This window comes from Streptomyces sp. NPDC025651 (assembly GCF_055558735.1).
In genome coordinates this window covers 12973-25018 of sequence record NZ_JBVHLZ010000005.1, presented here as the reverse complement: position 1 = coordinate 25018, position 12046 = coordinate 12973, and the positions used below count along the sequence as shown (strand labels likewise).

The 12046-nt window shown below is 73.9% G+C and carries 6 protein-coding genes; 1 reads left to right on the top strand and 5 read right to left on the bottom strand.

What is annotated here, in order from left to right; genetic code table 11:
• Positions 1 to 7 precede the first annotated feature (7 nt).
• A complete protein-coding gene (locus tag ACZ4D5_RS19515) occupies positions 8 to 1420 on the bottom strand; it encodes an amidase (protein ID WP_467773619.1) in 1413 nt (470 codons plus the stop codon).
• A gap of 30 nt (positions 1421 to 1450) precedes the next feature.
• A complete protein-coding gene (locus tag ACZ4D5_RS19510) occupies positions 1451 to 1765 on the bottom strand; it encodes an ArsR/SmtB family transcription factor (RefSeq protein ID WP_467773618.1) in 315 nt (104 codons plus the stop codon).
• A gap of 154 nt (positions 1766 to 1919) precedes the next feature.
• On the opposite strand from ACZ4D5_RS19510, the gene ACZ4D5_RS19505 reads away from it, so the two are divergent.
• A complete protein-coding gene (locus ACZ4D5_RS19505) occupies positions 1920 to 3446 on the top strand; it encodes an MFS transporter (protein ID WP_467773617.1) in 1527 nt (508 codons plus the stop codon).
• Positions 3447 to 3463: 17 nt separating this feature from the next.
• Here ACZ4D5_RS19505 and ACZ4D5_RS19500 read toward each other — a convergent pair whose 3' ends face one another.
• The 3 genes from ACZ4D5_RS19500 to ACZ4D5_RS19490 are packed head-to-tail and all read right to left on the bottom strand — an operon-like array spanning position 3464 to position 12032.
• A complete protein-coding gene (locus ACZ4D5_RS19500; protein ID WP_467773616.1) occupies positions 3464 to 4864 on the bottom strand; it encodes a hypothetical protein in 1401 nt (466 codons plus the stop codon).
• Entirely contained in the window at positions 4861 to 9969 is a 5109-nt protein-coding gene (locus ACZ4D5_RS19495) for a hypothetical protein (protein WP_467773615.1), read from the bottom strand. Before ACZ4D5_RS19495 ends, ACZ4D5_RS19500 begins: the two co-directional genes overlap by 4 nt.
• The gene (locus tag ACZ4D5_RS19490) at positions 9969 to 12032 is read right to left on the bottom strand and encodes a CHAT domain-containing protein (protein ID WP_467773614.1); all 2064 of its coding nucleotides are present in this window, start codon (positions 12030 to 12032) and stop codon (positions 9969 to 9971) included. Before ACZ4D5_RS19490 ends, ACZ4D5_RS19495 begins: the two co-directional genes overlap by 1 nt.
• Positions 12033 to 12046 lie beyond the last annotated feature (14 nt).

The following is a 12046-nucleotide window of genomic DNA, read 5'->3' as shown; positions in this document are numbered from 1 at the left end:
TCACCCGTCAGCTCGGGAGCCGCGGCCGGCGCCGCCCGTGCCCGGTCGCGGCCTCGTAGGCGGCGCCCACTTCGAGGACGGCGCGGTCGGCGCGCGGCGGCCCGACGATCTGGAGCCCGACCGGGAGGCCCCCGGGGGTGAACCCGGCGGGCACGGAGAGCGCGGGCGCGCCGAGGACGGAGAGGAGGTAGGCGGAGCGCATCCAGTCGATGTACGTGTGCTGCGGCTGCCCTTCGACGACCTCGGGGTACTCCGACTCCACAGGGAACGGGGCGACTTGGCTGACCGGCGCGATCAGCACGTCGTACCGCTCGAAGAAGTCGACGGCGGCGAGGTGGATGCGGGTGCGCTCGGCGGCTGCGCGCGCGAGGTCGGCCCCGGTGAGCCGGCGCCCCTCCTCGATGTTCCAGACGATGCTGGGCCGCAGCGCATCGGGGGACGCGTCGAGGAACGGGTCGAGGGAGTGCCGGAAGGCCTGGGCGCGCAGGGTGCGGAAGACCTCGTCGGCGCCGTCGAGGTCGGGGCAGTCCTCCTGGACGCGGAAACCCAACCCCTCGAAGACCGCGGGCTGTTCGGCGAGGACGGCACGGACCTCCGGGTCGACGGGGACGCGCCCGCCCAGGTCGGGCGCCCAGGCGACCCGCAGCCCCCGCAGGTCGCGCTCCAGCGGCGCGCGGAAGGCCTCACCCGGGGTTTCGAGCGAGAGCGGGCAGCGCGGGTCGGGCCCGGCCATGACCGAGAGCAGCAGTGCGGCGTCGGCGACCGTGCGCCCCATGGGTCCCGCGACGGTCAGGCTGCTCCATACGTCGACGGCGGGGTACGAGGGGACGCGCCCCGGAGTCGTCCGCAGCCCCACGACGTTGCAGAAGGACGCGGGGTTGCGCAGCGAGCCGCCCATGTCGCTGCCGTCGGCGAGGGGCTGGAGGCCCGCGGCGAGCGCGGCGGCCGCGCCTCCGCTGCTGCCGCCCGCGCTGCGGCCGAGGTCGTAGGGGTTGCGGGTGGCGCCGAAGACGGGGTTGAAGGTGTGCGAACCGGCGCCGAATTCGGGGACGTTGGTCTTGCCGATGCGGATGGCGCCCGCGGACTCGATGCGCTGGACCAGGAGTTCGTCCTGGTCGGGCACGAAGTCGGCGAGGAGCGGGGAGCCTTGCGTGGTGCGCATGCCCCGCGTGAGGTGGGTGTCCTTGAAGGCGATGGGCAGTCCGTGCAGCGGCCCGGGTGCGGCGCCGCGCGCGAGGCGTTCGTCGGCGGCCGCCGCGGCGGCGAGCGCGCCGTCCGCGTCGAGGGTGACGACGGCGTTGACGGCGGGGCCGATCCGGTCGATCCGCTCCAGGTGGGCCGTGACGACCTCGTGGGCGGAGAGCTCGCGGCGGCGGACGAGGCGTGCGAGTTCGGTGGCGTCCAGCAGGCAGATGTCCATGCGCGGAGTCTGCCCACGGCGCCGGCGGTCTTACGAGGCCTCGTCCGTCTCCGCTCCGTCCAGGACCGAGTCGAGGAGCCCGGGGTAGCGGGCGTCCAGGTCGTCGCGGCGCAGGGACAGCAAATTCTCGCGGCCCGAGGGGCGCTGCCGGATGACGCCGCTGTCGCGCAGGACCCGCCAGTGGTGGGTCAGCGTCGACTTGGAGACGCCGTCGAGGATGCTGCCGCAGTTGCGCTCGCCGCCGTCGGCGAGGACGCGCACGATCTTCAGCCGCAGGGGGTTGCCCAGCGCCGACATGACCTCGTCGACGCGGATCTGGTCCGGGGTGGGGTGACGGGGCGACATGGACCCAATGTACTGCGACAGGCGAACAATGACTGTTCGAGTATTGCCGTACAGTCCAACTGTACGTATGTTCTCGTACAGTCGCATCCTGTCCGGCCGACCCTCCGGGAACACCGGCCGACCCTCCGGGGACACTGAAGGGACGTACGTCCGCATGCCCGAATCGACCGCGCAGACCTCGCACCCCAGGCCAGGTCTCGTCCTCGCGCTCCTCGCCCTCGCCCAGCTCGTCTTCTCGCTCGACCTGAACATCGTCTTCGTCGCCCTGCCCGACATCGGCGAGGACCTCGGATTCCCCGGCCAGACCCAGCAGTTGGTGGTCAGCGCCTACGTCGTCCTGGCCGGCGGCTTCCTGCTCCTCGGCGGGCGCGCGGCCGACCTCTTCGGACGGCGCCGCGTCTTCGTCCTGGCCCTGGCCCTGTACGCCGTCTCCTCGCTGGCCGGCGGCCTGGCGACCGACCCTGCGACGATCATCGCGGCCCGTGCGGTGCAGGGCGTCGGCGGCGCGCTGCTGCTGCCCTCGACGCTCTCGCTCCTCAACACGTCGTTCGAGGAGGGTCCCCGGCGCAACCGGGCGCTCGCCGTGTGGGGCGGGGCGGGCGCCAGCGGGCTGACCGTGGGCGCGCTGCTCGGCGGCCTGCTCACCGAGAGCTTCGGCTGGCCCGCCGTCTTCTACGTCAACGTCCCGCTCGCCGGACTCATCGCGCTGGCCTCGCTCGTCGTCATCCCGCGCGACCAACCCCTCGCGGAGCGGCGCAAGTTCGACCTGCCGGGCGCGCTCACCGTCACCGGCGGCTCGACGCTGCTCGTCCTCGCGCTGGTCGAGGGGCCCGAGCTGGGCTGGGGCTCGCCGGTGGTCGTCGGCGCCGCCGTCCTCGCGGTGCTGCTGCTGGTGGCGTTCGCCCGGATCGAGAGCCGCAGCGCCGACCCCCTCATGCCCTTCCGCCTCTTCCGCAACCGCAGCCTCACGGTCGGCTCCACCGTCACGTTCCTCTACATGGCGACGTTCGGCACGCTGCCGTACTTCCTGACCGTCCTGCTGCAGACCGTGCACGGGTTCAGCGCCCTGGAGACGGGCCTCGCCTTCCTCGTCCCCTCGGTCGCCATCGCGGCCGGCACCCAGCTGGGCGAGCGGGCGGCCACGCGCCTCGGCACCCGCACCACGCTCACCGCGGGCTTCGTCGTGGGCGTGGTGGGCACCGCGGTCCTCGCCCTCGGCTTCGACGACGACGCCACGTACGCCGCGCTCCTGCCCGGCCTGGTGCTCTCCGGGCTCGGACAGGGCGCCGTCTGGACGGCGATGTGGATCGCCGCGGCGACCGGCGTCGCGCCCCAGGAGCAGGGCGTCGCCAACGGCATGGCCTCCACCTCGCTGAACATCGGCAACGCCATCGGGCTCGCGGTCCTCACGGCGGTCGCGGACGCCGGTACGCAGGGCAGGGCGGGGGCGGCGTTGCGCGCGGCCGTCGCCGACGGGGAGTTCCTCGTCGTACTGCTGGCCGCGGCGGGCATGCTGCTGGGCCTTGCCGCGGCGCTCGCGCTGCCGCGCGGCACGGCGGCCTCCGTGGAGGTGCGGCGGACCACCGCCGGGGGGCGGGAGGCCGCGTCCGGGGAGCGGGAGACCACATCCGGGGAACCGGCGACCGCGTCCGGGAAGCCGTCGCCGCGTACTCCCGTGTGACCGGCGGAGCCCCCCCCTCACGCCTCGCCGCGCAGCGCCCCCAGAAGCAGGTGCCCGGCCTCCGCGTCCCGCCGCCCCGCACCGGGACCGCGCCCCGGAACGTCGGCGCGGGGGCCGACCGGACGCAGGGCCAGGGCCTCCGCCGTCGCACGCGCACCGACGCGGACGTCGTCGTACACGGCCGGATCGGTCAGGAAGGCGAGGGCCGCGGCGGCGACCACGCCGGGGACGCGGGCGTGCCGGGAGGGCATGCCCGCGAGCAGCCGTCCGGCGTGGGTCTCGCCGGGGTACTCCCGCGGGGCGCCGGGCCCGGGGCGCCGCGGGGCGAGCAGGTCCACGAGGTTCCTGCCGCCCAGGCGCCCGTATCCGCCGTCGAGAAGAGCGCGGGCCACGGCGTCGGCGGCGGGGGTGTCGGCGGCCTCCCCCGCCAGGAGGTCGGCGAGCGGCTTCGGCCGGGCCTCGGCGGGCGGGTGCCCGGCCCGCTCCAGGACGGCGAGACAGACGGCCAGCCGGGCGCCGGTCTGCGGGTGGTCGGGCGACCGTGCCGCCTCAGGGGTCCCCAGCGCGCCGAGCACCTCCGCGAGCACCCCCGGATAGGCGACGCCACAGGCCAGACACGCGCATACGTCGGCGAACACCTCCCCGGCCCAGCGCTGCCAGTCGGGCAGTTCGCCGCCCGGCAGACCGGCCGCCGCGAGGCGCGCCTCGATCTCGGGGGTCAGGCCGAAGTCGTCCTCGATGTGGTGGCCCGTCTCGTGCGCCACGGTCAGCAGGCCCGGCAGGTGCGCGCCGTAGTACCAGGGGATGTCGATCACCGGGAACGGCAGGCCGCGGACCAGGCGGAGCCCCGCCGCGGTGTGGATGCCGCCGCGCGGCAGCAACTCCCGGTACTGGCCGCCCCGTCGGTGGGCGCGCGGGGCCGCCGCCCTGCTGAACGAGACCAGCGGCGGCTCCTTGGCGGAGACCGTCCCCGCGGCGAGCGCCGCGGCCAGCGGCTCGCGGTAGCAGGCCCAGGCGATCTCGTCCGCGACGGCGAGGCAGTCGCGGTACTCGGCCAGCCTGCGCAGCGCGAACTTCGAGCGGAAGTAGTCCCAGACGTGGTGCAGATCGAGGACGAGGACGGGCAGCCCGCCGTCCGCCCCGGCCCCGGCGATCCCCCCTCCGTCCGCCCCGGCTCCCCCCTCTCCGTCCGCGCCCGCGCCCGCACCTGTGCCCGCGCCGGGAAGCCCGGCGATCCGCCCCCGGGCCTCCTCCAGACCCTCCTCCAACAGACCCTCCACCGCCGCCAGTTGACTGCGGTGCTTCTCCAGCTCCGGCGTCTCGCCGCACAGGGCCAGGTGCCGCCAGGAGGCCAACTCCGCGCGCAGCCCCTCGACGTAGTGCAGCAGGACCGCCCGCCGCTCGGCCCGTGCCGTCACGAGGTCTGCCCCATCGGCCGCTGCAGGAGCGAGGAGGCCGCCGCGTACAGCGCGGTCGCCCGGCGCGCGTCGTCGTCGTTCTCGAACGTCGTGCCGCGGTCCGCCGCGCCCGCCGCCGCGGTGGTGCGCAGCGTCCGCACGGCGTCCACCAGCGGCCCCTGCTCGGACAGCGACTGGTAGAAGCCGATCATCTGCTCCAGGCCGCCCTCCGGGAAGAGCCCCGTGCACACCACCGCCGGACAGTTGCCGAGCCGGAACAGCTGTGCCGCGAACAGGTTGCGCAGCGTCAGCTGGACGTGGATGTCCACCTCGGACCCCGGGCACGGCGGGTCGAGGACGATCAGCGGCCTGCGCCCCGGCCGGAACCCGGCGAGCCAGCGCGACAGCTGGACCGGGAAGAGGTCCGAGCCGCGGGCCTTGCTCGCCAGGCGCCTGGCATGGCCGGCCGGCGAGAGGTCGAGGTGGGGCATGCCGTCGCGCTGCCACAGAGGGGCCGCGATGTGCAGGATGTCGGCCTCCTCCGCGGGCGACGACAGGCGCTTGGCCAGGTCGGTCTCCGACTCCACCACCAGGAGCCGCGCGGAGAGCGGGAACTGGCCGAGCAGGGGCCGCCGCCCGCGCAGCCAGTACGACAGCGGCACCGAGCGCTCGTCCTGCTTCGCGCTGAGCACGAGGACCTTGCGGGTCCCCGGCTCGCTCGGCATCCGCCGCTGCAGCTCCCAGCGGGTCTCCGGCTCGACCAGCGGCCACTCGGCCGTCACCGCCCCCGGCTGGAGCCGTTCCAGGGCACGGCGGGTCTGCGGGCCGACGATGCCGTCCACGTCGAGGGCGAGGCCGTACATGCGGTTCAGGCCCAGCTGCAGCCAGCACACGTCCACCCGCCGGGCCCCGGTGGGCAGCGTGCGGTAGAGCATCGGCCGGTCCCGCTCGTCCGCCCATTCGAGGGCCGACTGCAGGGTCAGCTCCCAGGGCAGCGCGTGCGCGCCCGGGTCCTCCGACTCCAGGCGCACGAACCGCAGTTGGCGCTGCCCCGGTGTGCTCAGGACCGTGCGCAGCGGCCACATGTCCTCGTGCCACTTGGCCAGCTTCGCGGGGTGCGGCGACGCCTTGTCGCCGACCGGGTCGATGTCCGGGCGGGCGCGCAGCGCGACACCGCGCTCCCCCGGCCAGTCCTGGAAGAGCCGCAGGTCGTCGGGGAAGTCCGTGTCGAAGAAGACCGGCCGTCGCAGACCGCGCAGGAGCTCCCCCACGCGGTCCTGCACCCCGGCCACCTGGATGCGCCGCGCGCAGTCCGACAGCTGCACGGGCACGCTGCGCCGCACCCCCTCGCACTGCTCCGCGAGCGCCATGGCCCCGCGCAGCGCCGCCTCGGCGTCCGCCTGGCGGGGGTGGACCCCGGCCTGCAGCACCAACGCGGCGAGGGCGAGCTGGAGATGGGGGATGCGGGGCGTGCCGCTCGGCACCCGCAGGGGCTGCTCCCACGGCACCCCGCGCAGCAGCCGGACCGCGAGCTCGTGGTGGCCGAGCCGGGCGGCGATGCGGGCGCACCGCCAGACGATGAGGCGGTTGTCGCCCGCGCCCTCGACGAGGGTGGCGGCCGTGCGGCTCAGGCGCTCCGGGGCCACCTCGCCCCGCACCTGCGCGATCAGGAGCTGCGCGAGCCCGTCGTCGGGATCGCCGTCCTCGTCCTCCATCTCGTAGAAGGGCCGCAGCAGCGGCCAGGGCACGCGGCCCTCCATCGCCGGATTGTCGATGAGGTCGCGCAGCGTGGCGAGCCTCGCCTGGACGGGCCGCACCTCCCCCAGCGCCGCGGCCAGTTGCCGCAGCGGCTCCGCGGGCGACTCCCCCTCGGGCAGGGAGGCGATGCGGCACAGGGCGTGCAAGGGGCGGACCAGGGCGGGCAGTTCGTCGTACGGCAGCGGCATGCCGTCGAACGACGCCACCTTCCCGGTGCGCTTGGCCCACTCCAGGGACAGGAGCATCAGGCGCAGGGCGAACTCCGGTTCCTGGCCCGGGGCTTCCTTGGGTTCGAGGAAGGGGTGGGCGGCGGTGTAGTCCATGCTGCCGCGCACCAGGAAGCGTGCGTACAGGTAGTGGCACTCCGGTTCGCCCGCCAGATAGCCGAGTTCGGACCAGAGCCCCGTCGCGTTGGTGAAGCAGTCGTCGGCGCCCGCGATCTCGTGCAGCTCGCCGAGCACGACGCCGCGCAGCTGGACGTTCTGCGCGAGCTGGCGGTAGCGCTCGGTGTCGTGCACCTGCCCGGCCGCCGCGTCGGCGCGCTGGAGGGCTTCGAGCGCCGCGACCTCCCTGCCGAGCACCAGCTGGGCCTTGGCCTGCAGCCGCGCCTTGTCGGCCTGCTCCCTCGGCGACTCGACCGTGACCGTGTCGAGGACGGCGAGGGCCGCCTTCGGCCTGCGGCAGCGCAGCAGCAGCCCCGCCCGCTGGGCGACGGCCTGGAACGCGGACTCGCCGACGGCCCTGCGCAGCCCCGCCGCCTGTTCGTAGAGCTGGATGGCGCGTCCGACGTCCCCCATCAGACGGCGCTGCGCCGCCTCGGCCGACGCGGCGTGCGCGGCGATGTCCTGGCGGCCGATGCCGCTCGCGAACACCAGCATCTGGTGGTAGGCGGTCGCGGTGTCCTGGGAGCCGAGCAGTCGCAGCGCCGCGGCGCGGATGCTCAGCGCCCAGAGCCGTTCGAGATCGGGCAGGCCCACCCGGTAGAGCACCGTCCGTTCCAGGAGCCGGACGGCGTCGTCCGGGCTGCCGCGCAGGCCGAGCAGCGCGGCCCGCACCACTTCCTCCCGCACGGAGTGCCGCCGGTCGGCCCCGGCGCCCGCCTTCGCGTACAGCTCGTCGGCCTGGGTGAGGTGCAGGTCGACCTCGGACCACATGTGGTCGTGCACGTCGGACGGCGTGCCCTCGGCCATGCCGTCCCTGAACTGCGCGTACGCGATGTTGAGATGGGCCTCGGCCATCAGGGCGTACGTGATGATCGGGCCGCCGCAGGTGCGGCGCGGGCTGCCGCGGTCCACGTACTCGTCGCCGAGGAGCTCCTCGGCGAGGTCCCGCAGCCGGTCGGTCTCGCCGGCCATCCAGGCCCGTTCCATCGCGCCGCGCCACGCCTCGGGCGCGCCCGGGTCGTGCATCTGGAAGCGGTGGTACAGCGCCTCGCGCAGATACCAGGACCAGTTGTCGGGGTCGAGCTTCGCCCGCGACTCGTACCGCTCGGCGAAGTCATTGTGCAGCTGGGCGAAGACGGGCTTGTCGGAGATCAGGTCGCGCATCGGTCCGAGGACCATGCCGTGGAAGACCACCGACTCCTCGTCCTCGGCGACCTCGCTGATCCACGAGGAGCCCTTCGCGTAGTCGAGGACCTTGCGCCAGGCCTCGTCCAACTTCTCCTTGTCCAGGGCCTGTTCGACGAAGGGGAAGACGTCGTCCCGGCCGCGCAGGTGGTGCGCGTCGGTCAGCGGGTCGTCCGCCGCGGACTGCGCGTGCATCCGCTCGCGCAGATGGAGCCGCAGGATGTCGTGCAGATGCTCGCGGCGCAGCCTGCGCGGGATCACGCCGTAGCGCAGCACCCACCGCACGAGCGGGTCCTCTATGCGGCGGATGACACGGTTGACGAGGTAGCGGATGAGGGGGTCGCGCAGACTGTTCATCGACTCCGCGGTGGCCTCGGGGTTCTGGTCGATGTTGTCGGCGAAGAGCGCGAGGTGGAACGGGATGCCCTCGCTGCGGCGGATGATGACCTCGCGCAGCTCCTGGTCCTGGATGCCGCGGATGCCCTGCAGATAGCGGTCCGCCTCCTCGGGGGTGAACCCGGGCACCGGCACGTTCTCGTAGGGCCCCATGGCGGACAGGGCGGGGCCGTACCGGAGGCTGAGGTCGGGGCGGCCGGAGAGGATCAGCCGGATCGCCGGGCAGGCGGACACGGTCTCGCCGAGGAGCCGCAGCAGGCTGTCGGTGCGCGAGCCGCTGCGCACGACGACCTCCTCCAGCGTGTCGACCACGACGAGCACCGGCCGCCCGGTGCCGAGGCCCTTGTTGAAGCGGCTGGTGAACGCCGCGACGACCTCGCGCTCGATGCGGCTCTCGTCCTGGGTGCGGATGCCGCGGGCGGCCTCGGCCGCGGCGCGCGAGGTGGGGCGGCGCAGCAGCGAGCGGTAGGCCGCGTACTCGTCGAGGCCCGCGAACACCCGGGCGGGCAGGCGCTGTTCGAGCTGGTCGGCTATTTCGAGGAGCAGCAGCCAGGGCCAGCGCGCGGCGTTCAGCGGGTCGACGACGTCGAAGTCGATGCGGGCACAGTTGATGTCCTGCTCCGGGGTGACGGCCCTGCGGGAGACCAGCCAGCGCAGCTGCATGGTCTTGCCGGAGCCGCCGCTGCCGTACATCTGCCAGACGCGGGGGCCCTCGGGGGACAGCAGCCGCTGGGCGCGCCGCCACAGGCCGTCCTGCTCCAGGAACTGCGCGGAGCGGGCGTAGTCGGCGGTCCAGTAGGTGCGGGCCCGCAGATAACCCGCCCTGTCCTCGGCCAGCTTGAGGATCCGCCGCTTGGCCACGGCCGCGCGGTCCGGGTCGGCGAGGGCGTCGGTGAAGTCCTGGCAGCGGGTGAAGTCCCGCCGTGCGTCGCTGGCGAAGAAGAGGGCGTCGAACAGCTCGACGGTGGCGTCGGGGTCGGCCAGCATCAGATGCCGCAACCGCTCGGCCGGCTTGCCGCGAGAGTGCCAGTGCTCGCTGAGCATGCGCTCCAACCGCACGAGGGATTCGGGGAGTTCGGCGCTCGACCCGTCGCGCAGCCAGGACAGGAAGTACGAGGGGCGGAAGGCGTCCGGCACCCGGAAGAGGCGACGGCCCGCGATCTCCTCGACCGCGCCGCGCTCCTTCAGGGCGGCGAGGCTCGGCGGGTCCTCGCCGGCGAACTCCTTGAGGACGGAGCTGTACGTCGTGTCGTCGAAGAGCCGGGCGACGGCCGCCGCCTTGAGGACGTCCGTCCAGGCGTCGGGGAGCAGGGTGCGGCGGATGTCGTCGAGCCCCTCGCCCCGGCCGAGCCGGGCGGCGAGTTCGGCGAACGGCCCTTCGCGGCGTGCGTCGGAGTCGGTCATCATCCTGCCTCCCTCATTCCGGCCATGCCGAGCAGCACGTCCAGCATCTGCTGGTAGGCGGTGACCGGGAAGGACTGCTGGCTACCGCCCTGGAGGGCGGCGTCGAGCACCTGCTCGAACCCCTGGAACGTCCACTCCCGCGGCACCCTGCTGCTGTGCACCTGTCGCTCCCAGAACTCCCTGGCGAGCCGCTTGTAGTCGTACAGCTGGAAGTCCGTGAGGGTCACCGGGTCGCCGCGCATGAACTCCTGGAGGTGGCGGAAGCCGGGCCAGCTCTGCGGCGTCACCGCGAGGACGCGCAGCGGGAACTCGTCCTTCAGCTCCTGCACGGGGCCGAGCAGCAGCGGCAGCAGCACGGCACGGAAGTCGGACTCGATGATCCCCTGCGCATGGTCGATCGCGAGGAGGTGCGGGCGCCTGCGGGCCTGGGCCCTGGAGCGCAGCGCGGTCAGGAAGGCCTGGAAGATCTCCCGCTTGCGGTCCTCGGCGTGCCGGTCGCTCTCCACCACGAAGGGGCCCCCGCGGTCCTCCGACGACGCCGGGAGCCGCTGCGCCCAGTCCTTGCCGCCCCGCAGCGCGCGGTTGAGGACCTGGTTGAACCTGGCGAACTCCGCCGGGAGCATCGGGTCGGGCTGGCGCGGGTCCGTGCAGGCCTTGCGCAGGGCCCGCAGGACGGCCAGCCAGTCCAGGGTGACGGGGTCGTCGCCGTTGCCCCGGCCCGCGTAGGCGGACAGGTCGGCGTACGTGACGTCCTCGCCGCGCAGCATGCAGGTGAGCAGGCACCACTTGGCCAGCCAGGTCTTGCCGGACTCGCGCTGCGCGGAGGTGATGGCGAGCAGGCGCTGCGGCGGGTTCGCCCCGCACTGCTCCCACCAGCCGGTGCGGCGCTCCTTGGCCCGCCCCAGGAACATCGCGAGCTCGCCGAAGGGCCAGCTTCCGTTGAGCCGGGTCAGCTCGGGCTCCGTGTGGCCGAAGTCCATCCGTACGACCTCGCCCGGGTCGTTCACTCCGCACTGCAGCACCGGCAGCGCCCAGGAGGGGCCGTCCGGCTCCGTCTTGTGCAGGTGGTTGCGGACCTCGGTGAGGGCGGCGTCGATGGACCTGGCGCGGGCGAGGTCCTGGTAGAGCGCGTGGGAGAACTGGGCGGCCGCGGGCGATTCGATGTCGGCCTGCATGGCCACGACCGCGGCCGAGCCCCGGTCCAGGCAGGTGTCGACCAGCGCCGTGAACTCGGCGGCGGGGGCGTGCGCCTGGCGGCAGGCGTTGAGCACGACGAGGCGCGGCGTCCACTTGTCGTAGAGGTGGTGCATCTCGTCGGGGCCGAGCGTCCAGGGCTCCTGCGCCGTCTTCCACTGGGGGGCGTCGGCCGCGGCCGCGGGCGGCTGGGCGTTGAAGTGGAGCCCGCCCATGTCACCGGGGACGGCGCGCATGCCGTGGCCGATGAAGTGCAGGACGTGCGGGCGCACGTGGTCGAGTTCGGCGGTGAGTTCCGTGAGGCTCGGGCCGTCGACGACCTCGGTGTGGATCCGGCCCGGCAGACCGGTGAGCGCCGCGCCGATCATGGCGAGCTCGCAGTCGGCGAGGAGGTTCGGGTCGCGCGGGTTGCACACCACGAGGAGGGCGCGCAGGGGACCCATGCGGCTGGTCTCCTCCTCCTTGCCGGGGGATCCCACATGCCGCCCTCTGCGCAGCAGCACACGGCTGTTGCGCCACAGCGCCCGCTGCTGGTCCCGCATCAACTCCCAGGGCAGCGCCGCGAGCGGCAGGCAGTCGATGTCGAGCCTGACGCGCAGCGGCGCCCCTTCGGACGCCTCGTTCTGCAGCTCCTGCCACAGCCCGTCGGGCGCCCCGCCGAGCAGCCCTTCGTGCAGGCGCAGCCCGACGTTGACCCGCTCCTGCGGGGACACGCCGGGCTCCAGCGCCCCGGTGAACTCCTCGGCCTTGCGGCCGCTGGCATCGTGCATGATCTCGACCAGCTCGTCGCCCAACGGCCACTCGGTCTCGCCGGTGTCCCTGTGCAGTCGAACGTGGTCCTTGTGGATGCTGAGGACGACGTCGGTCATGGTTCCCCCCGAGG

Bases quoted from the DNA above. Each gene is read 5' to 3' on its own strand.
- ACZ4D5_RS19515 (WP_467773619.1), bottom strand. From the start codon at position 1,420: ATGGACATCTGCCTGCTGGACGCCACCGAACTCGCACGCCTCGTCCGC.
- ACZ4D5_RS19510 (WP_467773618.1), bottom strand. From the start codon at position 1,765: ATGTCGCCCCGTCACCCCACCCCGGACCAGATCCGCGTCGACGAGGTC.
- ACZ4D5_RS19495 (WP_467773615.1), bottom strand. From the start codon at position 9,969: ATGACCGACTCCGACGCACGCCGCGAAGGGCCGTTCGCCGAACTCGCC.
- ACZ4D5_RS19490 (WP_467773614.1), bottom strand. From the start codon at position 12,032: ATGACCGACGTCGTCCTCAGCATCCACAAGGACCACGTTCGACTGCAC.
- ACZ4D5_RS19505 (WP_467773617.1), top strand. From the start codon at position 1,920: ATGCCCGAATCGACCGCGCAGACCTCGCACCCCAGGCCAGGTCTCGTC.